Source organism: Paraburkholderia kirstenboschensis (assembly GCF_032806925.1).
GTDB classification, from domain to species: Bacteria; Pseudomonadota; Gammaproteobacteria; order Burkholderiales; family Burkholderiaceae; genus Paraburkholderia; species Paraburkholderia kirstenboschensis.
The window spans coordinates 294,293-317,877 of record NZ_CP136512.1 but is presented as its reverse complement, the minus strand read 5'-3'; the positions used below and the strand labels follow the sequence as shown (position 1 = coordinate 317,877).

Here is a 23,585-nt window from a genome sequence, read left to right as displayed (position 1 = left end):
ATACCATGGAGACATCAGTGTCGAACCGCAAAACCTCGGAACAGCTGCGCAGCTATCGCTGGTATGGCGTCAACGACCTTCGCTCATTCGGACATCGGTCGCGCACTGCGCAAATGGGCTATCACGCGTCCGATTACATGGGCAAGCCGGTGATCGCCGTCGTCAACACGTGGAGCGAGATCAACTCGTGTCACACGCATTTCAAGCAGCGTGTGGAGGAGGTCAAGCGCGGCATCTGGCAGGCCGGCGGCTTCCCAGTCGAGATGCCGGTGATGACGCTCGCCGAACCGTTCCAGAAACCGACCACGATGCTGTACCGCAACTTCCTCGCGATGGAGACCGAGGAAATCCTGAAGTCGTACCCGTTCGACGGCTGCGTGCTGATGGGCGGCTGCGACAAGACCACGCCCGGCCTGTTGATGGGCGCGATCAGCATGAACCTGCCGTCGATCTTTCTGCCCGCCGGCCCGATGCTGCGCGGCAACTGGAACGGCCGCACGCTCGGCAGCGGGTCCGACACGTGGAAGTACTGGGCCGAATTGCGCGCGGGCAAGATCACGGAAGACGAGTGGAAGGGCATTGAGAGCGGCATCGCACGCTCGCCTGGCCACTGCATGACGATGGGCACCGCGTCGACCATGACGAGCGCCGCTGAAGCACTCGGACTCACGCTGCCCGGCTTTTCGTCGATTCCCGCGGTCGATTCGCGGCATGCGCAGTTCGCGTCGCTGACCGGCCAGCGCATCGTCGAGATGGTGTGGACCGATGTGAAGCCGTCGGACATTCTTACCGCGAAATCATTCGATAACGCCGTGACCACCGTGCTGGCCATGTCGGGCTCGACCAATGCGATCGTGCATCTCGTGGCGGTGGCGCGCCGCGCCGGCATCGACCTGACGACCGCACGCTTCGACGAACTTTCGCGCATCACGCCGGTTATCGGCAATCTGCGTCCGTCGGGTCAGTATCTGATGGAAGACTTCTTCTATGCCGGCGGTCTGCGTGCGCTGCTGCTGGAACTCGGCGATCTGATCGACGGCTCGCAGATGACGGTCAACGGCTCGACCCTTGGCGAGAACATCGCGGGCGCCGAAATTTTCAACGACGATGTGATCCGCAAGCGCAGCAATCCGGTCGTGGCGAGCGACGGCCTCGCGGTGCTGACCGGCAATCTCGCACCGGACGGCGCCGTCATCAAGCCGGCGGCGATGGAAGCGCATCTGCTCAAGCATCGCGGCCGCGCCGTGGTGTTCAAGGACTACGCGGATATGGCGGCGCGCATCGACATGGAGGAACTGGACGTCACGGCCGACTCGGTGATCGTGCTGCAGCACGCGGGTCCCGTCGGCGCGCCCGGCATGCCCGAATGGGGCCAACTGCCGATCCCGCAGAAGCTGTTGAAGCAGGGCGTGCGCGACATGGTGCGTATCTCCGACGCGCGCATGAGCGGCACGAGTTACGGCGCGTGTGTGCTGCATGTGGCGCCGGAGTCGTTCGTCGGCGGCCCGCTTGCTCTGGTGAAGGACGGCGACATGATCGAACTCGATGTGGCCGCGCGACGTCTGCATCTGGAAGTGAGCGACGAAGAGCTGAGCGCGCGCAAGGCCGCATGGCAGCCGCCCAAGCTGCCGTTCGAACGCGGCTTCGGCGTGATGCATCAATTGCACGTATTGCAAGCGAATAAGGGCTGCGACTTCGACTTCCTCGAAGAGCCGGTGAAAACAGCGGCCGCGCAAAACGTACCGGCCACGCGCGACGCGCCGGGCGCGAAGAGCAGCGAACCTGAAATCCACTAATCAAGCCGGAGCCCCTGAATGACCGCATCCGAAATCGTCGTGAGCGAAGCGACGCTCGAACAACTGAGGCACGTGAGCACGGCCACGTTGACCACGCAACTCTTCAAGCGCGGCTTGCGCAATGTGTTTTTGCAAGGCGTCGCGCCACTCGCCAAACCGGCACCGGGCACGCCGAATCTGGTGGGTCCGGCGTTCACGCTGCGCAATATTCCGGCGCGCGAAGACCTCGATCACGTCGGCGTGTTCCAGGACCCGGACCATCCGCAACGCAAGGCAGTCGAAACCGCGCCTGTCGGCAGTGTGCTCGTGCAGGACTGCCGCGGCGAGCGCTCGGTGGCGTCGGTGGGCTCGATTCTCGCGCTGCGCCTCGCTAAGCGTGGCGTCGCGGGCATGGTGTCGGACGGGCCGGTGCGCGATAGCGGGACCATCGCCGCATTGGGCTTGCCGATCTGGTGCGCGGGCGCGAGCGCGCCGCTGAATCTCGCGAAACATCATGCGGTCGATATGAATGTGCCGATTGCCTGCGGCGGCGTGCCGGTTTATCCGGGCGATATCGTCGTCGCGGATGTGGACGGTGTCGTCATCGTGCCGCGCGAGATGGCCGCCGATGTCGCGCGCGATGCCGCCGAGCAGGAGCAGCTCGAGGTGTTCATCGCCCAGCGGATCGACGAAGGCCGGCCATTGCGCGGCACTTATCCGCCGAATGAGGAGACCATGGCCGCTTATGCGCAATGGCGCGCACAACAGCAATGAGCCGCCGCGACGCCTGAACACACTTCAATTCACGCTCGATCCAATGCAGGACACAGGTCCGCGCATAGAACGCGGCCGGAGGAGACGCTGTGAGCACTACGACCCCGGCAATCGCCGAATTGCGCCTGATCAACCGCCTTGCGCTGCGCTTGATGCCGCTGCTTGGGCTGCTTTATCTGGTCGCTTATATCGACCGCTCGAATATCAGCTTTGCCAAGCTGCAAATGCTCGGCAGCCTCGGACTTTCCGAGGTTGCCTATGGGCTCGGCGCGTCGCTGTTCTTTATCGGCTACCTGATTTTCGAAGTGCCCAGCAACGTGATGCTTCACAAATACGGCGCGCCGCGCTGGATGGCGCGCATCATGTTCACATGGGGCGTCGTGACGATACTGCTCGCTTTCACGCAGAACGCCACGATGTTCTACGTGCTGCGGTTTCTGCTCGGCGCATCGGAAGCCGGTTTATATCCCGGTGTGATCTATTACCTCACGCTGTGGTTTCCGGCGCGGCATCGCGTGCGCATGCTCGGTTATTTCACGGTGGGCAGCAGCCTCGGCAATATGGTCGGCGCGCCGATCTGCGGGTGGCTCCTCGACAAGGGCGGGCTCGCAGGGCTGCATGGCTGGCAACTGGTGTTCATCGTCACGGGGCTGCCGTCGGTTCTGTTGACGGTCGTCGTGCTGTTCGTGCTGCCCTCGTCGCCGAAAGAAGCGAAGTTTCTGTCCGCAGACGAGAAGCAGTGGCTCGCGCGCACGCTCGACGCCGAACGCGCGCAAATCAAGGCGGGCGTCGCGACGCACGGCTCGCTGCTCAGCGTACTGACCGAGCCGCGCGTGATCGGCATGGCGCTCTACTACATGATGCTGTCGATTTCCGTCTACGGCGTGAGCTACTGGTTGCCGACGCTGGTCAAAGGCTTCGGCGTGAGCAATACGACGAACGGGCTGCTCAACATCATTCCGTGGCTGATGGCGACCATCGTGCTTGCGTGGCTACCTTCCAGGCTGCGCGGCGCCGGCAATCGCGCAATCATCGCGATGCTGGTGTCGGCGCTGCTGGGTGTCGTGTGTTTTCTGAGCGCGGTGTTTCTGCCGACCAACACGTTGCGCTTCATCTCGCTATGTTTTGGCGCGCCGTGCATGTATCTGCTGATTCCGTGCTTCTGGACCTTGCCGCCCAAGTTCCTGTTCGGCGCGCGAGCCGCGGCCGGGATCGCCGCGATCAATTCGCTGGGCAATATCGGCGGCTTCATCGCGCAGAATCTCGTGCCGTGGGTCCGGCAGACAACGGGCAGCGCGAAAGCGCCGATGCTGATTCCCGCGACCTGTCTGCTCGTATTCGCAGTCGTTACGTTGCTGATCTTGCGCCGCGAAAAAAGCGCTCGCGGGGCGCAACATGCTGTCCCGGTGACCGAGTAGGTTGTACAGGCACGCTTTGGTGTGCGGCGCGTCTGGCTGAACCGCCTGAGGCTTGCCGCGGTTTAGCGAAAGTCAGCGCGGTTCAGCCCAGTTTAGAATACGGCGCGCGATCCATTAACCTCCCGTCAGCACTCATGCCGAATCAGAAACCGCCCGCTGCCGCCGATGCCGATCTGCCCGACGCGGCGGCGCCCGCCAGACGCATGCGCGGCGGCCCGAAAGGCCTGCGCATCACCGACGTCGCGGCACAAGCAGGTGTCTCGCCGATCACGGTATCGCGCGTGTTCAACAGTCCCGCGACGGTGGCGCCCGAAACGCTCGAACGCGTGCGACAGGTCGTGCAAAAGCTCGGCTATGTGCCGAACCGGCTTGCGGGCGGCTTATCGTCGTCGCGCTCGCGGCTGATTGCGGCGATCGTGCCGACCATCGCCCACTCGCTGTTCTCGGAAACGGTCCAGGTGTTCAGCGAGACCATGTCGCGCGCGGGCTATCAGGTGCTGCTCGCGTTGAGCGGCTACGACGATTCGAGCGAAGAAGCGCTGCTCGACGCAGTGCTGAGCCGTCGGCCCGAAGGCGTGCTGCTGACGGGCGTCGCCCACACGGACTCATTACGCGAGCGGCTTGCGAATGTCGGCATTCCGATCGTCGAAACGTGGGACATGACGGATCAGCCTATCGACATGCTGGTGGGCTTCTCGCATTACCGGATCGGCGTGGCGGTGGCCGAGCACTTCCTGCAAAGGAACGTGCGCAAGCCCGGGCTCGTGTCGGCAAACGACGAGCGCGCGCTCGCGCGCCGCGGCGGTTTTCGTGAGCGGCTCGCGCAGGCGGGCATTCGCGACATCGCAGAAGTACTCGTCGCGCCGCCTAGTTCGGTCGCGCTCGGTAAAACAGCATTGCCGAGCCTGATCGAGCAGTCGCCCGATATCGATGCGGTTTTTTGCGGCTCGGATCTGCTCGCCATTGGAGCGTTGAGCGCGGCCAGGCAATTGGGGCTGAGCGTGCCGTCGCAACTGGCGATCTGCGGATTCGGCGATCTGGAGTTCGCGACCGAGACGTCGCCCGAGCTTACCTCGGTGCACGTCGACGGCACACGGATCGGGCTCACCGCGGCGCGATGCCTGCTTGACCGGCTGGCCGGCATAGAGCAAAACAAAGTGACCGACGTAGGCTTCCAGATCGTGGAGCGCGCAACGACCTGACCCGGCTTCGCCAATCGTTCGATTGTTGGAGCATCACCGCACGCTCTTGCCCGCCAGGCTCGGCCCATGCCCTGAAGCAGCGGCGGCAGGTGTCAGCGCACAGATAGTGGCACGATGCAGCGGCCTGCTGCGACCCCATCTGCAATACCTCCATCACGCCGTTGAATATCTGGCGCCTGTCACGCCATTACGGCCTTTTCCCCTCCTGTGTTTGCGATTGACGAGGCGGCTAATCGAGCCACCGCGAGCGTGCAACACTTGACGCAGATCAAACATACAGGCACCTGCGACTGCTCGCCGATGAGCATGTGCGCGCACGTCGAATGCCGATGCCGACATTGTTTGATTTAGCTTGTCCGAGATCATGCTCCCGGCCGGAGGGCGCTCTTAAAATTCGACCGCGCATGAAGTAATTGGTCTGGTCTTCATGCCGAGAACATTTTGTAGCGTTTCAGATCGGTCCATGGAAATCAGGCAGATATGGTGAATAAGAAGACCATTGAACGGGTGTTGATACCCGTGGGGGCTGGACTCGTCGCGTGTCTCGCGGGGTGCAGCAATCTCGATGTGCTCGATCCAAAGGGCAGCGTGGGTGTGGCTGAAAAGTCGCTGATCAGTACGGCGACAATGACCATGCTGATCGTCGTCGTGCCGGTGATCGTCATGATCCTCGTGTTTGCCTGGCGTTACCGTGCAAGCAATCGTAGCGCGACCTATGCACCAAAGTGGGCGCATTCCACCGCGATCGAAACGGTGGTGTGGACCGTGCCCACCCTCATCATTCTGTTCCTCGGCATTCTGACGTGGAACACCACACACGAACTCGACCCATACCGACCCATCGAATCGGCGGTCAAGCCGATCAAGGTCGAGGTCGTGGCGCTCGACTGGAAGTGGCTCTTTATCTACCCGGAACTCGGTGTTGCTTCGGTCAACCAGCTTGCGTTTCCCGTGGGTACGCCGGTCGACTTCAAGGTCACGTCCGATTCCGTGATGAATTCGTTTTTCATCCCGCAACTGGGGAGCCAGATCTACGCAATGGCGGGCATGCAGACGCAACTTCATCTGATCGCCGACCATGCGGGCGACTACGCCGGCATCTCCGCGAACTTCAGCGGCAAAGGGTTTTCCGACATGAAGTTCCGCGCGCTCGCCGTCACTCCCGCGCAGTTCGATGCGTGGGTCGAAAAAGTGAAGGCCTCGCCGCGGCGGCTCGACATGAACGAGTACAACTCGGTGGCGCAACCGAGCGAGAAGGAGCCGGTCGGCTATTTCTCGACGGTCGACCCGAAGGTCTTCACCAACATCATTGCAAAGTACAACAACGGCAATGTCCTCGATTTGCAGAACAGCAATTGCCGCACAAAGGGTTAGCATATGCTCGGAAATCTGACACTCTCCGCGATCCCGTTCGATCAACCCATCATCATGGGGGCGGGCGCACTCATGATCGTCATGGTGCTCGCCGTGGTGGCGACACTGACCCGGCTCCATAAATGGAAATGGCTATGGCACGAGTGGCTGACGAGCGTCGATCACAAGAAGATCGGCGTCATGTATATCGTCGTCGCGGTGCTGATGCTCGTGCGCGGCTTCGTCGACGCGGTCATGATGCGCCTTCAGCTTGCGCTCGCGTATCACTCGCCTGGCTATCTTCCACCGCACCATTACGATCAGATTTTTACGGCTCACGGCGTCATCATGATCTTTTTCATGGCAATGGCGCTAATGGTCGGCCTGTTCAATCTGGTGGTGCCGCTGCAGATCGGAGCGCGCGACGTCGCGTTTCCATTCCTCAATTCACTCAGTTTCTGGATGACGGCGATTAGCGCGATCCTGATGAATCTGTCGCTCGTGATCGGGGAATTCGCACAGGTCGGCTGGCTCGCCTATCCGCCGTTGTCGGAGTTGAAATTCAGCCCGGGCGTCGGGGTGGACTACTACATATGGAGTCTGCAGCTGTCAGGCGTCGGCACACTGATTACGGCCATCAACTTCTTCGTGACGATCGTGCGGATGCGCGCGCCCGGCATGACGCTGATGAAAATGCCGGTCTTTACCTGGACGGCGCTCTGTTCGAACGTGCTGATCATGGCCACGTTCCCGATCCTTACGGTGGCGTTGGCGCTGCTCGGGCTCGATCGCTACATGGGCATGCACTTCTTCACGAACGAAGCAGGCGGCAATGCGATGCTGTACCTGAACCTGATCTGGGCATGGGGCCACCCCGAGGTCTACATTCTGGTGTTGCCCGCATTCGGCATCTATTCGGAAGTTATTGCGACCTTCTCGAAGAAGCCGCTGTTCGGATACCGGACCATGGTTTATGCAACGTGCGCAATCATGGTGCTCGCGTTTCTCGTCTGGCTGCATCACTTCTTCACGATGGGCTCGGGTGCGGACGTCAATGCATTCTTCGGCATTATGACAATGGTCATTGCGATTCCAACCGGCGTGAAGATATTCAACTGGCTGTTCACGATCTACCGCGGGCGCCTCGAGTTTTCCGCGCCCGTGTTGTGGACGATCGGCTTCATGATCACGTTCACGATCGGCGGCATGACCGGCGTGATGATGGCGATTCCCGGCGCGGACTTCGTGCTGCATAACAGCCTCTTTCTGATCGCACACTTTCACAACGCGATCATTGGCGGCGTGGTGTTCGGCTATCTCGCAGGGTTCCACTACTGGTTCCCGAAAGCATTCGGTTTCAAGCTGAACGAGAAGCTCGGCAAGTGCGCGTTCTGGTGCTGGTTCGTGGGGTTCTACGCTTCGTTCATGCCGCTCTACGTGCTGGGCTTCATGGGTATGACACGACGCCTGAACCACTACGACAATCCGGCGTGGCATCCATGGATGATTGCGGCGGCATGCGGTGTGGCACTGATCGCGGTCGGCGTCGTTTTCCAGGTGGCGCAAGTGTGGGTCAGCGTGGCAAACCGCAAAAAACCCGAGTACCGCGATGTAACGGGCGACCCTTGGGACGGCCGCACTCTCGAATGGGCGACAGCGTCGCCGCCGCCGGTCTATAACTTCGCCGTCATTCCGACAGTGCACGAGCTCGACGCATACGCCCACATGAAGGAGACGACAAACGGTCTCGCGAAAGCCACGGCGTATCAGGACATTCACATGCCGTCCAACACCAGTGCGGGGTTGCTCATCGGCCTGTTTAGTCTCGTGCTCGGGTTCGCCGGCGTCTGGCACATCACGTGGCTCGCTGTCGCGGCACTGCTGGCTATCGTGGCCACGCTGATCGCACGCAGCTTCGGCGACAACGACGGCTATTACATCTCCGCCGATACCGTGCGGGAAATCGAAAGTAAGCGTGGCCCTGCGGCCGCTGCGGTGCCAAGCCGCGAATTCGAAGCTGTGGAGGCCTGATCGATGTCGCAGAAAACAATCCCCGTGGCGCACTACGGCGCACACGATAATCACGGTTCGTCGGATACGGTGTTCGGCTTCTGGCTGTATCTGATGACCGACTGCGTGCTGTTCGCATCGCTATTCGCCGTGTTCGCGGTCATGTCGCATCAGTTCGCGGGCGGTCCGTCGGGCAAGGATCTGTTCGACATTGGCGGGGTCGCGGTAGAGACTGCCGCGCTGCTGTTGAGCAGCATCACCTACGGCTTTGCGATGCTGGGCGCCCGGCGCGGCAAGTCCGCCGCTGTCCTGGGCTGGCTTGCTGTGACCTTCGTGCTCGGTCTTGCGTTTCTCTTTCTGGAAATGCGCGAGTTTACGCACCTGATTGCCGAGGGCGCTGGACCTTCCCGCAGTGCGTTCCTGTCGTCGTTCTTCACACTGGTCGGCACGCATGGACTGCACGTCACGGTGGGCCTCGTGTGGATGGTGGTGCTGGCCGTGCAGATAGTGCGGAGTCCGGAAATGTCGGAACGCCAGCTCACGCGTCTCACGTGTCTAAGTCTTTTCTGGCATTTCCTCGACATCGTGTGGATCTGCGTCTTTTCCTTCGTCTACCTTGGGAGCGTGCTGTAAATGGCTCACATGCAATCAGTTTCGGCGCAGCAAAGCCACGGCAGCATGCGCGGCTATGTTGGCGGGTTCCTGCTTTCCGTCGTGTTGACCGCCGCTGCATTCGGGCTTGTAATGCGCGGCGCCTTCCCGGCACAAACGGCGATGATCGCGCTTTCGGTTCTTGCCTTCGTGCAGATTGTCGTGCATCTGGTGTTTTTCCTGCACATCGACATGTCGGCTGGACAACGCTGGAACGTCATGGCGCTTGGTTATACGGCATTAGCCGCGTTGTTCCTGATCGGCGGCACCGTGTGGGTCATGCATAACGTCAGTATGAACATGATGTCGCGGTAACCATACGGCTTGCTCGTCGGTGTATGAAGCGGTTTCGCTTCGCTCGCTGATTCGTACAAAGCCCTCAAAACCGTACGCCGATGCCACCTTCGATCAGAGCCGTATCGCGGTCGTAACGTGTCACCACGCGGTTCCTGGTGACGCGGGCGAGCCAGCGGGAACCGAAGCGATAGCCCGACGATACGGCGAAGAGCGCTGATACACGACCGTCGCCCGTGCGATCTTGCGGAACATTGTCGGTCTGCCGCGCCGCACGGTCTTATCTTGCGAAATATTCCGCGCGATCTCTATCGGCAAGCAATCCAGGCCGTGTCGGCTCCCAGCCAAGTAGTTGCCGCGTTTGATGACTGGTTGCCGGCACATTCATTTGCGCGAACCTCGCGAACCATCCAAAGTGGCTGTCTGCTTCTTCCTGACGCGTGCTCGCGACCGGCACGTTCAGGCGCCGGCCTATTACTTCTGCAATGTCTTTGAACGGCACGCCTTCATCGGCGACCGCGTGATAGCGGGCACCGGCAGTGCCTTTTTCCAGCGCCCAGCCGGAACACCCATCTGCATCCAACCGATGAACGGCGGGCCAACGGTTGAGCCCCGCACCTATTACGCCGGCATGCCTTTCTCTCGCGCGAAGTCCGCGAGGCGCGGCACGAAGCCGTGATCGCCATCGCCATGCACCGAAGGAGGCAGTCGCACCACCGACGCGCACACGCCGCGTGCCGCGAATGAGGCCGCCATTGCTTCGGAGGCGCGGGGATAGGCGGCGGAAGTGGGAATGGGCGGATCGTTCTCAGTCGCGGGGCGACTGCTTATCATGGCGAGTCCCGAGGTCGGAGCGGATCGCGCGCGCGTTGCTGCTCACCGACGTCGAGCGCGAGCATCTGTTTCTGCTCGCGTTGGGTCGTCCGCCCGAAATCCGCTATCGGGATACGGAAGGCGTCACGCCCAGGCTGCAGCGCGTGCTCGACTCGTTGCAGTTAAGTCCACCCATTATCAGGACCGCCACGTGGGACGTAGTCGCGTGGAATCGTGCTGCCGCTGCCATGCTGACCGACTACGGCAGATTGCCGCCGGAGCAGCGCAACAAACTTCGCCTGATTGTTTGCAACCCGCGGGTGCGCGCCGCTCAGTCCGATTGGGAAAGCGTTGCACGCTTCGTCGTGGCCGCGTTTCGGGCCGATGCCGCGCGCGCAGGCGCTGCTTCCAGAGTTGCAGCGATGGTTGACGAGCTGTGCCGCCTGAGCCCCGACTTCGAAGCTATCTGGCGCGACAACGACGTGCGCAGCCACGGTGGAGGCGTCAAGCATTTGCGGCATCCGATAGCGGGACCGATCGGATTCGAATACTCGGCGTTTGCCGTCGACGGGCGGCCCGACCTCGGCATGGTGGTCTACACGCCGCTTACGCCGGACGATGCGCGAAAGGTCGCTGAACTCGTCAAGTCGCGAGGGCCGGGATCGTCATGATTTGATTTCGCGCGGTTTCGGTAACTCTGATTAAAGCCGGACAGATTGAGAAATAGGCTCGATCAAAATTTTAATAGCGTAATTTGAAACCCGAGCGCGGTGATTGAATATCGCGGTTATTTCGGCGAGGCTGACACTTGCTCAATGGGGTCGCGATAACTCGCGCCGTTGATTACTGGCGCCCGCGCCCGCAGAACTCGGGAGAACGGCGGGCCTCTGCCGCCGCCCGGCCGCGCGCCGAAAAGCTAGTGACGAAATAGAGTAAACCATGAGAAAGGAATTTTCTTAGGACGATTGAATGAGGAAATTTCGATCCGTCGGCGATGCGATGTGTGCCTCGTTCAGTATGTAATCGTCTGATTTAAGAAGATATTTCTCGTCCGGTGGTGACAAAAAGGCTGAAGGCGAAATAGTTACTGCAAGTCCGATGAAAAACGAAATCTTCTTACGGGGTCAAATGCCTGGGCGTGCTATCCATCTAATCTTCCGATCATCATCAGAAAGCAGGAATTTTTGCGAAATGCGAAGTTCTCGGAAAGGATCCTGCTTTTTGGCCGGAAAGGACTAATTTCCATGTGACCTACCCAGCGTAAGCGGGTACGATTTACCCCTGTCGCGGCCTGGAAGCGAACAACTTTCCGAGCGGTGCAGTCGCTTGCACGCTCCGGGTTAAACGTTTGCGCGACAATCCACATGATCCAGCGGCGGATGGTGCCGTAGAGTTTGCTCCAGTTGGTCCATCAAGTGTCGCGGCGTCTAGCGCATTGCGATAGGCGCAGCTTTGTCTGCAAGCCAGGCGATTCAATCCACGTTGTCTCCGGCAATGTGATCGCACTTACTGCAGGTGCTGACGATGCAACATGCCATTTTGGATCATTAAGCATAACGAATTAATAAGAGCTGTTTAAAAACCACAGTTCTACCGAACTTCAAAAACTCATTTTTGGCTTTTTTATCGAGACTTTCTCGACAGTGGGAAAAACGCACATGTTAAAACGACGACAATTTCTTGGTGGCCTGACGGCCCTTGCCGGCAGCTACCTTTTGAGCGCCTGTGGTGGCGGCGGTGAAGACGGCGGCGCGAGCCCGGCAGCCAAGGCTTCAGCGAGCCCAACGGCGAAAGCTGCCGCTGCATCCGCGAACGGCACCGTCATGCCCTCGGCCGCTTCGATCACCGACAGCGCCGGCGATGTCTGGACGCTCGCCAACGGCGTGATTTACAGGAACGGCTCTACCGTCGGCAACACATACGACGTGTCGCTCGTGCTCTGGTATGGCGGCAAGATCTGGGCTCGCGGCACCGGTGGCCAGTTCTATGTGAACGCGGAGGTTGCCGAGCAATGGCTCCCCTGTGGCGATCCGCGCATCGACGTTGCTTCTGTTCCGGGAAGCTTCTACGGCATCAACGGGCATTTCGACTATACGTACACGCCCGAGAAGGTCGTATCGATTCTGAAGGGCATGAATTGCACGAGCTACCGCGTCGGCGCGACGGACGATCCGAAGCAATTGAACGCTGTGGTGAAGCTCGCGCAGGCATTCCAATCGGCCGGACTCTCACTGCTGGTGTTGATCGATCAGGGCGTATATGATGCGAGCGGCGCTGTGATGGCCAGCGAGTCGGCCGCCTATAACCGTGGTCACTCGGTCGGCGCGACCGTCGCCAATGCGTTGGCGCCCTACGGCGTGACGATCTACGAATGCGGCAACGAATTGACGCGCCAGGATGCGACTGTGGTGGACTTCACGGCCGCGGGCTCAAAGGTGAGCGACTTCAACAATACAAACTGGCCGATCATGCGCGGTGTCATGCGCGGAATGATCGACGGTGTGAAGTCGGTACAGTCGTCCGCGAAGTGCGGCATCAATTTCTGCGTTGCAGACGTGGGTGCGTCCGACGCGCTGTGGGACGGCAGGCAACCGGACGGCAGCGGCGGCCATCCGCAGGTGCGCTGGGACATCACGACCTGGCACAATTACGAAGCGTATGGTGACCTGTTCAACATTGGGACCGACGGTTCAGGTCCGGGCTTCGACCTGCCAACGTATTGCAAGGCTCGCTATGGCGTACCGCTTATCGTCACCGAATGGAACGCGGGCCCTGATCAATCGGAGGCCTACCGCGGGAATTACATCTCGGACAGGCTTGCGGCATTCTACGGGGCACGAAAGACCCACAACCTACAGTCGGTCATGTACTACGTGCTGGATAGCGGCAACAACACCTACGGCATCATGATCAACGGCAAACCGGTGGACGCGCCGTACAACGCATTTACCAGCTTCACGTCGAGCCACGCCGACACCTGAGCGAGTTTGTCGCTTGTCAGTCAATGAACCTGGTCCCGCCTGGCTTGCAGGATGGGACCCGGTTCATTTTGCGTTGCATCGGCATCTATTCGTACATGCTGCGTCAGGCGTTGTGTGTCTGATATCAGCGGCAGAATGTGTCTGGCACTAATCTTCCCCAGTCGTAATCGATACTATCCGGCGTGAAAGGCAGAACACCTGCTCCTGGCGTAAACGTAAGTTCACCGAAGTACACCAGGTTATCTGGTGCATACAGGTCCACGCGAACATAGTCGAAGTCCTCGCAGAGCTTCGTGGCCGCGTGCAGAATGGCATCGAGGTTTTTGGGGCGCGGCGCCGGGACCGGACTGCGTTTGTAATACCCGATTGCTATGTCGAGGTGGTTCCAATCGACGTCGTACACATCACCTCTTGTGTTCTCGCCGAATCTGTCGGAGATCACCAGGATGTAGATGATGGGGCGGCCGTTACGCCCGCCGAAGCAGTGCAGTTTGTAGTCGGCGGGAATGTTGCCGCTGCTGTCGAGCAGCAGATGCTCGAAGAAGATACGCGGCTTGATCTTGCGGTAGTGTCTTTCGCGAGCAATCTTGTAGAAGTCGAGCGACAGCCAGTAGTTTGCCAGATCCCGCAACCGTTCGAATGAGGTTGCCGATTTGCTTTTGACTACCTCTACATAGCTGCTGCCGTGGTTTGCCTTCATCACGAACGCATCCGGCAGAGCATCGAACACTTCTTTCGTGAAGGCGTCTGGGACGGCCAGCAGCGGTATCACGTGCTTTTCGCCTAGCTTTTTCGCGACATACTCGCGGACCGTGAGTTTGTCGGTCAATTCGACGAACCACGGGTCGGGCCGCAAGTTCTTTTGCAGGATTTTTTCGTTGAAGGTCGTGGGCCGACGCAGATTCGGGTAGCGGCCAATTTCCTTGTGATGCAACAGGCTAAGGAACAATGGTGCCGGCAGCATCGATTTCGCCGCTTCTTTGAGCCTTCTGACGTTCGACTGTCTGCGTTTCGGCTGTGCTGGCTTGCCGGCGTCGTGCGAGACCAGCCAGTCGTCGGGTGCGTCATCTTCCGACATGTCGGCTTCCCTGCCCCGCAGGGTAGACGCACCGGTTTCATTAGAGAACTGCGCAGATTTGGTGGTTGTCATTATCTGTTCCATATCTGATAGCCTGGCGACGCTTGATTTGCGCGCGCGGCAGGGCGGCGCGGTCTCTCAATCGCGCGCCGCCCGGCTATGTTGATGCCGGCCCGTCAATCGTCGATCGCGACGCATCGTTCTGCCACTTCCAGACGCTGCTGCGCGCGGAATTGCGTAGGCGACATGCCGTAGCGTTCCTTGAAAAGGCGGCCAAGGCGATTGCCGTCACCCATTCCACACCGCCGCGCAATCTTGTCTACAGGTAGATCGGTGTTGCGCAGCATTGCGCGAACAACTTCAAAACGGGTGCGCAGCAGGTATTCGAGCGGAGTCATGCCGAACTCGAACTTGAAGCGGCGCTGATAGTTGCGTTTGCTCATCGCCGCGCATTCCGCGGCCTTTGCAACGGAGATGGGATTGCTGTAGTTCTCCTTGATCCAGCGGGCAGATTCGCGAATCTTCTCCGTTGTCGTGGTAATGCTCGCGTCGTCCAGTTCGAATTTGTCAGACTCGACGTAGGTCGTTTGCAGCATGTCGGCAATCTTTCGGGCAATCTCCGTACTGAGGTCGCGTTCGATTTGCGCAAGGGCGAGGTCTGTCGGCGTTGCACTACTGGTCCGCGTTGTAGTCGGAGCATCGTCGAATACGAAGATCGGCACTGTGGAATGCAGCGGATCCTTGCAAATGACGACCATGTTCGCGCCTTGCTGGATATCGAACGATGCAATAGAACCTTGACGGGCTATCCAGGAGAGCAGACGGTCATTGGACTCCAATGCCCTCGCCGCGTCGCGACAGGCGACGAACAACGCGTGGAATTCGCCGAGCCGATGGCGCTCGATACTTTGGGTCCAGATCGATATGCCAGAGGAGCTGGTCACAAGCCCTCCGCTTTCAGAAAGCACTGAAAGGGAATAGGGAGAGCCGGGTGCTGTGTCTTCTGACAATTCGTTTGCCAGACGGAATGCGTCGCCGATCGATCCAGCAGTCGCCATGGAGCATTCCTGGGACACTAAAAGCCCAATGTGCTTTGCTGCTTTCCGTGTTGCCACTTTTGGACTGGTCCGGTGCGCATCAATGTACGACCTGAGAAAATCGGTGGAAGTCGTCACGCTTAGTTCTCCAAACAGGGTGAATCACTGCCTACGTGACGAGATTAGCGTACTCAAATCACCCTGGCGATGGTGGCCGGTAATCGATGGTGTTTTGGCGCAATTTGGAGGATTGGGGAAATACTTACCTTGCGCACCTAAATAAAGGCATACGAAAAGCTGTCCGGATCAGCAACAATTGCCTGGAGCACTGAGTGAGCCGGTACTGCGGAGAAGGGCGGTTTTGGCCCCGAAAGTCCCGTGTGGCAAGCTTCGCCGGGCGTATGGCGCGAATTACGTGGAATCGGCCCGACGGAAGAGACATAGAATGGCGCGTAACGCTGAATCCGGAAAGCGGTATCACTCTGTTACATCCATTGCAGATAGCTACAACACTTTCTAAATTATGTGTTGCGTGGTGATCTCTTCCACGGAATCGGCCAATAGCACCCGAATTTACGCCCCGGGGGATGCACTGATTCGAACGGGCGCTATGCTTCACTGCAGCATCTGTAGCAATAGGGATTGCCCCGGTAAGCGCTCGAATGCCAGCAATGCGCAATTTCTTCACCCTGTCGCACAAACAGGTTGCTCGAGGTGTAGTAATTGCCGTGTCTTTAAGTGCCTTGCACTGACGACGTACGACGAGGCATCGCTCACGTGAGTCCGGGCCGGACCGCGCTTTGCGAAGTTGGCCGTAGGTCGGTTTTCCGGTGTATTAGAACGCTAACAATTTGTAGTGCGGAATAAAACGCGGAGCGCGGCGAAAACCTGTCGCTCCATGATCTGGGGGTTCGAAAGTCTGGAGACGGGGCGAGCCGTGTTGCTGGCGGCGCAGCCTTTGATCAATTCAAGCAGGTGGACAGCCACTTGGCTTGGCAAACCATGACGTAGTCCCCGATCAAACGTCGGGCCTACGCCATATGCGTTCCTGCCGGAGACGGCTGGAGATGCGGACCGTTGGTGCAGCCAGGCGGTGTCGACTCATTACTGTGCCCATCAAACATGGAAGGATCAAACCGGTGGACTACTACCCTCTGAATTCGCTCCCGGCGACTGCCAGTACAGAACGCGGCCAACTCAGCCCCAGCGCCATGCTGCGTCTGATGCGCGACCATATCTGGGAGATCGTACTTACCACGGTCGTTGTTTTCAGCCTGGCTGCCGCTTATCTACTCATCGCATCGCCAATCTATTCCGCAGACGTGCTCATTCGCGTGGATCCGCCCGAACCGAATGCGCTGGGGCTCGCGCTTCAGAATCAGGAGAACATGCCTCCGCCCGCGCCGTCGACCGTGACGGAAATGGGGGTGATGCGCAGCCGCTCCGTGCTGGAGCCGGTCGTTCAACGTTTCCATTTCGATATCTCTGTGACGCCGCATAAACTGCCTTTGCTCGGAGATATCGCAGAGAAGTTCGCGACGCCCGGTGAGCCGTCCCGGCCATGGCTTGGACTCAAGTCGTACGCGTGGGGAGGTGAGCAGGTAAAGATCGGCACGCTCGACGTTCCCAAAGATCTCGAAGAAGAAAAAATGACGTTGGTTGCCGGAGAGGACAATACCTACGAATTGCGTGGGCCGCAAGATCAGGTATTCCTCCATGGCGCAATTGGCAAACAGGTGTCGGCTAATGGCATCTCGATGCGCGTCGATGAACTGGTCGCGCGGCCGGGCACCGAGTTCACGGTGGTGCGGTGGAATGCCGTCGACGCGATCAAGCGTTTCGACTCGATCATCAAGGTTAGCGACAAGGTGAAAGACTCGGGTCTTCTCCAGATCGAATACACCGACAACAGCGCGGCGAAGGCTGCCGAAGTCGCGAATGCGTTGGCCCAGCAATACCTGGCCACGGCAATTGCCAGCCGGCAACTCAACGACACCACGACGCTCGCGTTCATCAACGGAGAACTTCCTCGTCTACTCGCAGACTTGAGGAAAGCCGAAGAAGCGCTGAAGGCATTCCGGGCCAATTCGCAGTCGATGCAGCCGACAGCAGAAGCGCAAGCGTACCTGCAAGGCGGCCTCGACATCGACCGGCAGATCGCAACGCTGCAGTTGCAGCGCACGCAGCTGCTCGAGCGCTATACGCCGCAAAGCCGTTGGGTACAAAGCGTCGACACGCAGCTCGCGCAACTGAAGAACGCGAAGGCGAGTTTCGACGGCCACTTCAACGGTATGCCAGCGTCCGAACGTTCGAGCGTCGATCTGATTCGCGCGCAGAAGGTGGCGGAAACGATCTACCTGGGAATGGTGCAGAAGGCGGAGCAATTGCAGGTGCGGCGTGCAAGTACTACTGGCGGGGCGCACGTGGTCGACGAGGCGATTACGCCCCATCGTCCGGTCAAACCCAAGCCGATACTGGTGCTGCCTGGCGGACTGGTACTGGGCCTCGTATCCGGCGTCGTGCTTGTCTTCATGCGCCGACATGTACTGACGGGCGTAACGGATCCGCGTTACGTCGAACGCAGAATGAGCGTGCCGGTTTTCGGCGAGATCCTGTTCAGCCAGCAGCAGTTGTTGCTCGACAGAACCAACACCGGCGCGAAATCGCTGCCGGGCGCTGCGGCACGAGCTGGACTACCTCAGCCGGCCAAGGACGGCGTACCGGAAATACAGGTGGCAGGCGGCGGCACCAAGGTGCTTGCTGAACGCTTCCCGCACGATTCGTCGGTGGAAGCGCTACGAGCAGTGCGCACTTCGCTGGCACGCGATCTCGCACATTCGCGCAACAACATCCTGATGGTGATCGGGCCGACTCCATCAGCGGGGAAGAGCTTTGTCGCGGCCAACATTGCGACTTTGCAGGCCGAGATTGGCGCGCGAGTTCTTCTGATCGATGCCGATATGCGTCGCGGCCATCTCGCATCGCTCTTCAATCAGAACAATCGCGGCGGACTTTCCGAGGTTCTTTCGGACCGTATGCCGCTGCGCAATGCACTGAGGCATACGGGTATCGACGGTCTGTCCTTCCTGTCTTGCGGCTCGCGCCCGGATAATCCAGCCGCGTTGCTCGCGAGGCCGCGCTTCAAGGAAGTATTGGAGCGCCTCAGCGGCCAGTTCGATCTGGTGATCTTCGATACGCCGCCATTCCTTGCGGTCACCGACGCGTCGATCATCGCAAGCGAAGCGGGTGCATCGCTACTCGTGTTGCGCTCGGGAATGCAATCAGAGGAGGAAATCGAGGACACCGTGAAGAAGATGGAGCGCGCGGACGGCCGCATCGCCGGTGCTGTATTCAACGGTATTCCGCTTCGGCGCAGTACTCGCACCTACGGTTATGCAACCAACTATGCGAGCGACTATGGCGATACCGACGCAACCAGTGGGTCTCTCCGAACGTGAGCGAGTTGCTACGTCGTTCGATGAAGTCGCAAAACGGAGAAGCAGATGGCGCTTGCAATCAACGGTAAATTCACTTCGCAGCCGGTCACGGGTGTCCAGAGAGTCGCGTATGAGTTGACAAGAGCGATGCAAATGCGGGTTCCGCCAGACGAGAAACTCGAGGTATTCGTCCCGCGCGATACAAGGGAACCGGGCGCGCTGTTGAAATGGCAGCGGCGCTTTCCGTGGCTGCGCGGCACGCTGTGGGAACAGATCACACTGCCCATTGCCGCGAGAGGCGTCAGGCTCGTCAACCTTTGCAACATGAATCCGGTGTTAAAACGCCGGCAGGTGGTGATGCTCCACGACATGGCGGTGTATGACGTACCGGGCGGGTTCTCCAAAAAGTTCGTGCTGTGGTACCGCCTTTGTTTCTTCATGCTGCCACGAATGGATCCGATGATTCTAACGGTGTCGAAGTTCTCCCGATCGCGCATCTGTCACCATCTGAAAATCGACGAGTCGCGAGTCGCAGTAGTGAGCCCTGCTGCGGATCATCTGGACCGTGTTACCTCGGACCCTGCGGTGATCGAGCGGCTCAATCTCGTGAAGGACGCCTATTGCGTCGTGGTCGGCAGTCTCGATCCGCGCAAGAACCTGCAACGCGTGCTGGAAGCGATAGAGAAGCTCGGACACCTGGACCATGTCAAGTTCGTAGTGGTCGGCGGCAAGAATGCACGCATCTTCAATAGCGAACTGGCTGAAGAGAAGCCGCAATCGGAGAGAGTGGTGTGGGCTGGGTTCGTCACTGACGGCGAGCTGAAGGCACTTTATGAAAACGCCGGGTGTCTTGTGTTTCCGTCGCTGTACGAGGGGTTTGGCTTGCCGCCGCTCGAGGCCATGTACTGCGGCTGTCCGGTCGTCGCATCGTCGCTGACCTCCATACCGGAGGTTTGCGCAGAAGCGGCTATGTATTGCGACGCCACATCGGCGGACGACATTGCCGCGAAGATCTCTCTAATGATGACAGACGACCTGTTGCGGCAACGTTATAAGGCAATGGGGCTCGCCCGTGCGCGCGAGTTTCGTTGGGACCAGACCGCGCAAACCGTGCTCGAGATTCTCAAGGGGCAGGCGGGCGTGCGGTTGACGGGCGTGCCCGCGCGCGCGTCGGCGGGCTAGCGCATGTCGGTAGGCAGGCCAATGTTTTGCATTCGAAAGAGTGTCGGCAGACGTCGGGCGCTGGGAACAATCGCGGCCCTCTTTGGTGCGGCCGCACCGCTTGCGCGCGGAAAGACCGGATCCCAGTTCAACAACGATCTTCCGTCTGTGCTGCTCCTGCGCAGTCGCAATGGCATCAAGTCGCTGTTGCTGCCTGGCTATACGCCGCCCTGGAATGCCGCCGTGCCCGGCGACAGCAATTCTGCGCCCGTGAATGTTCGGGCGTGGACCCGTTACCTCGAGGCAGTCGTGCGCAAGTACTCCGCACCGCCGTTCAACCTCCGCTATCTCCAGACGTGGAACGAGGCGGCCGGAACATTGCCTGGCGGGTTACCGCAGGCGACGTTCTGGCATGGTCCGAACTTCGGCAAGGACGAAAACACGCGAAGCCGTTCGAGCGTGCGATGCAGGATTACGTCGAACGAGTGCATTTGCCTGCCGCCCGCATCATCGGGAAGTACAACGCGTATAACGTCTACGGCGGCTGGCCCGATCAGGGCGGAGCGTCGAACTTCTGCAAGTGGCGCGAGTACCGAAGTCCCGCTTCGAATGAACGCATGCTGGCAACCGAAATCGGCGATGCGTATATGAAGAATCCGCATTACGTGCCGGAGTACTTCTTCGACTTCCCAGTATGGGCGCTCGATCGTCACTGGAACGAACCCAACAAGTACATGTCAGTGATGTATCACTGGGACGGATACGAGCCTTTCCGTCTTACTCATCGGGGTCCGCCCAAGCGGACTTGTAACGTGTCGGGGAGAAGCCTCGTCGTACTTCATCCGACTGCTTCAGGCTCGCTGGCAAGTTTGGCGGATCCATTGCAATTTGGTCCAAATGCATCTGGCAGCGCACTGCGCTCCGGCAATGACATCGTGCTGCAGGTCAATGGATCAGCGGGGTGGCGAACCGCGACAGTGGCGGGGTTTAAGCGACCCTCGGGTCGCGAAGTAAAGATTGATTTCATAGACGCAGTGACGGGCACAGTAAGTGCAATTGACGCCATTACGACCACTTGGAGTAATGACGGTTGCAGTTGGGGTTCAGGGTGCGGGAGGAAGTCAATGGCGCCGGAAACGATCCGCCAACCCGCCTCGCGTATATCGCCGTCCGTTCGCTTGTGTAGCAATTCCGACTCACCGAAAAACTTCAGATAGCGTCGAATGCCATGAACCAGGTCACAGTTGTCATTTGCAACTACAACTACGAACGCTATCTAGCGGCCGCGATCGATTCCGCGCTCAATCAGGACTATCCGGGCACGCAGGTTGTCGTGCTCGACGACGGTTCGACGGATGGATCGCGGGAAATCATAGAAAAGTACGGTAGTCGCATTACGGCGATCTTCCAGGAAAACGGCGGCCAGGTGGCCGCATACAATCACGCGATCAGCGCGCTGGAAACGGAATACGCGATCTTGCTCGATTCGGACGACATCCTGTACCCGAGCGCCGTGTCGGAGGTAATGCAAGTCTTTAAGAGCGGCTCCTGGGCGAAAGTGCAGTTCCGGCTCGACGTCATGGACGCAAGCGGTGCGGCGACAGGCGCTTACGTGCCGAACACCGAACCGCCCGCCAACTGCGGAGAACTGCTGCAGGCGGGCTGGCTGTATCCGTCGCCGCCTGCGTCTGGCAACGCGTATCGGGTAAGCGCACTTAAGCAGGTGTTTCCTATTCCCGCGCCAGGAATCAATCGCTACGGCGCCGACTTCTTCGCGATCTACGGTGCCGCGTTAGTGGGCCCGGTAGCTACGGTGCGCAAGTCGCTTGGCGGCTATCGCGTGCATAACGCCGACGGGGGCACGGTGTCCTTCGCCAATTCGGAGCAGATCTCGAAGGCGCCGAAGGCGCTGGGCATGCGTTGGGCGATCCTGAGAAATATTGCGAAGTCGCGTCTGGAGATCGAACTGCCCGCGACATTCCATGATTTCGGCCACGAGAAGGCGATCTTCTGTTCGAGCGTTTATCGGGCGACGCTCGTTCACCGGTGGCGCTGGATGATGCACGATTCGCGCGGCTACCTGCATGCGATCGTGGCCAACCCATTCTGGAGCGTGAAGAAGAAGTTCGGCACGCTGTTTCTTTCCGGCCTGTGCCTCGTACCGTACTCGCCACTTTCTGACTTCGTGGTTCGCTACATATCGAACCCGCTCGCACGCCGACGCGTGGCACAGCGCTAAGGTCAGGAATACGCACTTGGAGAACGGAATGGAAAGACGGGACAACGCAAGCGTCATTGCGTTTGTTTACGGCGGATATTTGATGAGGTACGTGTACCTCATCATCGTGGTGCCGTTTTACGGAAGAATTCTCGGCGTGTCCGAGTACGGACGTGTGCTGGCGTCGATGTCGCTCATGAACGTGATATGGATGCTCGTGAGCTATGGGTTCACGTTTGTCGGAATGCGCGAAGTCTCAAAGGCGCAGTCGGTGAAGGAGTGCAATTCGATCTACTCGCTGCATGTCAGCGCGCGGCTCATGCTGGCTGCGCTGGGCGGATGCATCGGCCTTGTCGCCACCATGTGCTCGCCGACGTTATCTGAGCGACCTCTTATCGGTGTACTGGCTACATTGCTCGGCATCGTCTCGGCGCTGAACCTCGGCTGGCTGTTCCAGGGGCGTCAGCGCTTTCGTACGCCGATCATGATCGAGGTCTTCGGCTTCGCCGTGAGCCTCGTTCTGGTGCTCAGCTTCGTGAAGGAGCCTGCCGACTCGGTATGGGTGCTTGCGAGCCTGCTGATTGCGGGAGTGGCGTCGTCGATCATTTCGTATGGCATTACCACTTCGCAACTGGGATTGCCGCGTCTGAAAATAGAAGGCGTAATGCCGCTCATTCGCAGCTCGACGATGCTGTTCTGCTATTCGTCCGGCTCGGTAGTACTCACGGCGTCTTCGACCTATCTGCTGACGCTGTTGTCGACGCCAGCAGAGGTCGGCTATTTCGGCGCCGCCGAGCGCTTCGCGACTATCGCTCTCAGCCTCATGGGACCGGCGTCGCAGGTATTCGTCCCGACTATTTCGCGGCAACTTGCTCATGGCGACAAGGACGGCGCGCATGCGACCACTCGCCAGGGCGCTGCTCTTCTGCTCGGCTACGGGTTACTGGTGTTTTGCGGCGCACTGACGTTGTCGCCCTTTGTCTTACCGCTAATTCTCGGACCGGCGTTCGAGCCTGCCGCGCGGGTTCTTCAATGTTTCGCGTGGATGTTCCCGTTCGTTGCTTTCAACGAGTTCGTCGCGTTCTATGTATTCGTTCCGCGCAGAAAGGACCGGCTGCTTGCGTTTGCAGGAGTGGCCTCTGGCCTCGTCAATCTGGCCGCGGCGCTGCTTCTCGCGCCGCGCTTCGGAGCAATCGGCATGGCAACGGCTCGGGTCATCGGCGAGGCGACCCTCGCCGTGATCCTGATGGTCATCATGGTCCGGCTCGAATTGGTGGGCCTCGTGCCGGGCGCACGGCGCGCTGCAGGAATGCTGGGGCTTGCATGGGGCGCAAGAGCTCAGGCAGGCGCGACCAAGGACGAGTGAACCGGATCGCCGGCGCT

General features: G+C 59.6%; 16 protein-coding genes and 1 pseudogene. 15 read left to right on the top strand and 2 right to left on the bottom strand.

The window, feature by feature from the left end; genetic code table 11:
* Positions 1–5 precede the first annotated feature (5 nt).
* The 10 genes from araD (at position 6) to RW095_RS10010 (ending at position 13,271) form a co-directional block, all read left to right on the top strand.
* Positions 6–1,796, top strand: coding sequence for an L-arabinonate dehydratase (araD, locus tag RW095_RS10060; RefSeq protein WP_317018820.1), 1,791 nt, complete (start codon positions 6–8; stop codon positions 1,794–1,796).
* Between the two features lie 18 nt (positions 1,797–1,814).
* Positions 1,815–2,549: a ribonuclease activity regulator RraA gene (locus tag RW095_RS10055; RefSeq protein ID WP_317018819.1), complete on the top strand. Its 735-nt coding sequence runs from the start codon at positions 1,815–1,817 to the stop codon at positions 2,547–2,549.
* 89 nt (positions 2,550–2,638) lie between these two features.
* The gene (locus RW095_RS10050; RefSeq protein WP_317018817.1) at positions 2,639–3,967 is read left to right on the top strand and encodes an MFS transporter; all 1,329 of its coding nucleotides are present in this window, start codon (positions 2,639–2,641) and stop codon (positions 3,965–3,967) included.
* A 134-nt stretch (positions 3,968–4,101) separates the two neighbouring features.
* Positions 4,102–5,169 (top strand): LacI family DNA-binding transcriptional regulator, encoded by a 1,068-nt coding sequence (locus RW095_RS10045; RefSeq protein ID WP_317018816.1) that lies wholly within the window; start codon positions 4,102–4,104, stop codon positions 5,167–5,169.
* Between the two features lie 480 nt (positions 5,170–5,649).
* Complete coding sequence (cyoA, locus tag RW095_RS10040; protein ID WP_317018814.1) at positions 5,650–6,543, top strand: ubiquinol oxidase subunit II; 894 nt, start codon at positions 5,650–5,652, stop codon at positions 6,541–6,543.
* A gap of 3 nt (positions 6,544–6,546) precedes the next feature.
* A complete protein-coding gene (gene cyoB / locus RW095_RS10035) occupies positions 6,547–8,553 on the top strand; it encodes a cytochrome o ubiquinol oxidase subunit I (protein WP_317018813.1) in 2,007 nt (668 codons plus the stop codon).
* A gap of 3 nt (positions 8,554–8,556) precedes the next feature.
* Positions 8,557–9,165, top strand: a complete 609-nt coding sequence (gene cyoC / locus RW095_RS10030; RefSeq protein WP_317018811.1) for a cytochrome o ubiquinol oxidase subunit III — start codon at positions 8,557–8,559, stop codon at positions 9,163–9,165.
* Positions 9,166–9,498 carry a cytochrome o ubiquinol oxidase subunit IV gene (gene cyoD, locus RW095_RS10025; RefSeq protein WP_128585010.1) on the top strand — a complete coding sequence of 111 codons (333 nt, stop codon included), beginning with the start codon at positions 9,166–9,168 and terminating at the stop codon, positions 9,496–9,498. It begins immediately after the preceding gene.
* Positions 9,499–10,097: 599 nt separating this feature from the next.
* Entirely contained in the window at positions 10,098–10,961 is an 864-nt protein-coding gene (locus RW095_RS10015) for an MmyB family transcriptional regulator (RefSeq protein WP_394365144.1), read from the top strand.
* A 987-nt stretch (positions 10,962–11,948) separates the two neighbouring features.
* Positions 11,949–13,271, top strand: a complete 1,323-nt coding sequence (locus RW095_RS10010; protein ID WP_317018809.1) for a hypothetical protein — start codon at positions 11,949–11,951, stop codon at positions 13,269–13,271.
* A 124-nt stretch (positions 13,272–13,395) separates the two neighbouring features.
* Here the strand turns inward: RW095_RS10010 and RW095_RS10005 are convergent, their stop codons facing one another.
* Positions 13,396–14,421, bottom strand: coding sequence for an ATP-grasp fold amidoligase family protein (locus RW095_RS10005; RefSeq protein ID WP_317018808.1), 1,026 nt, complete (start codon positions 14,419–14,421; stop codon positions 13,396–13,398).
* A gap of 104 nt (positions 14,422–14,525) precedes the next feature.
* Positions 14,526–15,407 carry a GlxA family transcriptional regulator gene (locus RW095_RS10000; RefSeq protein WP_027779766.1) on the bottom strand — a complete coding sequence of 294 codons (882 nt, stop codon included), beginning with the start codon at positions 15,405–15,407 and terminating at the stop codon, positions 14,526–14,528.
* Between the two features lie 1,118 nt (positions 15,408–16,525).
* Between RW095_RS10000 and RW095_RS09995 the strand changes: the two genes are divergently transcribed.
* The 5 genes and pseudogenes from RW095_RS09995 (at position 16,526) to RW095_RS09975 (ending at position 23,568) form a co-directional block, all read left to right on the top strand.
* A complete protein-coding gene (locus tag RW095_RS09995) occupies positions 16,526–18,844 on the top strand; it encodes a polysaccharide biosynthesis tyrosine autokinase (protein WP_317018807.1) in 2,319 nt (772 codons plus the stop codon).
* A gap of 45 nt (positions 18,845–18,889) precedes the next feature.
* On the top strand, positions 18,890–20,005 hold the full coding sequence (locus RW095_RS09990) for a glycosyltransferase family 4 protein (protein ID WP_317018805.1): 1,116 nt from the start codon (positions 18,890–18,892) through the stop codon (positions 20,003–20,005).
* Positions 20,006–20,026: 21 nt separating this feature from the next.
* Positions 20,027–21,170, top strand: a pseudogene (locus RW095_RS09985) (hypothetical protein).
* Positions 21,171–21,212: 42 nt separating this feature from the next.
* Positions 21,213–22,223: a glycosyltransferase family 2 protein gene (locus RW095_RS09980; protein ID WP_317018804.1), complete on the top strand. Its 1,011-nt coding sequence runs from the start codon at positions 21,213–21,215 to the stop codon at positions 22,221–22,223.
* Between the two features lie 28 nt (positions 22,224–22,251).
* On the top strand, positions 22,252–23,568 hold the full coding sequence (locus RW095_RS09975; protein ID WP_317018802.1) for a lipopolysaccharide biosynthesis protein: 1,317 nt from the start codon (positions 22,252–22,254) through the stop codon (positions 23,566–23,568).
* Positions 23,569–23,585 lie beyond the last annotated feature (17 nt).

What these genes read in the sequence shown, in the direction of transcription:
- araD (WP_317018820.1), top strand. Translation starts at nt 6, where the DNA reads ATGGAGACATCAGTGTCGAACCGCAAAACCTCGGAACAGCTGCGCAGC.
- RW095_RS10055 (WP_317018819.1), top strand. Translation starts at nt 1,815, where the DNA reads ATGACCGCATCCGAAATCGTCGTGAGCGAAGCGACGCTCGAACAACTG.
- RW095_RS10045 (WP_317018816.1), top strand. Translation starts at nt 4,102, where the DNA reads ATGCCGAATCAGAAACCGCCCGCTGCCGCCGATGCCGATCTGCCCGAC.
- cyoA (WP_317018814.1), top strand. Translation starts at nt 5,650, where the DNA reads ATGGTGAATAAGAAGACCATTGAACGGGTGTTGATACCCGTGGGGGCT.
- cyoB (WP_317018813.1), top strand. Translation starts at nt 6,547, where the DNA reads ATGCTCGGAAATCTGACACTCTCCGCGATCCCGTTCGATCAACCCATC.
- cyoC (WP_317018811.1), top strand. Translation starts at nt 8,557, where the DNA reads ATGTCGCAGAAAACAATCCCCGTGGCGCACTACGGCGCACACGATAAT.
- cyoD (WP_128585010.1), top strand. Translation starts at nt 9,166, where the DNA reads ATGGCTCACATGCAATCAGTTTCGGCGCAGCAAAGCCACGGCAGCATG.
- RW095_RS10010 (WP_317018809.1), top strand. Translation starts at nt 11,949, where the DNA reads ATGTTAAAACGACGACAATTTCTTGGTGGCCTGACGGCCCTTGCCGGC.
- RW095_RS10005 (WP_317018808.1), bottom strand. Translation starts at nt 14,421, where the DNA reads ATGACAACCACCAAATCTGCGCAGTTCTCTAATGAAACCGGTGCGTCT.
- RW095_RS10000 (WP_027779766.1), bottom strand. Translation starts at nt 15,407, where the DNA reads ATGGCGACTGCTGGATCGATCGGCGACGCATTCCGTCTGGCAAACGAA.
- RW095_RS09990 (WP_317018805.1), top strand. Translation starts at nt 18,890, where the DNA reads ATGGCGCTTGCAATCAACGGTAAATTCACTTCGCAGCCGGTCACGGGT.
- RW095_RS09980 (WP_317018804.1), top strand. Translation starts at nt 21,213, where the DNA reads ATGAACCAGGTCACAGTTGTCATTTGCAACTACAACTACGAACGCTAT.
- RW095_RS09975 (WP_317018802.1), top strand. Translation starts at nt 22,252, where the DNA reads ATGGAAAGACGGGACAACGCAAGCGTCATTGCGTTTGTTTACGGCGGA.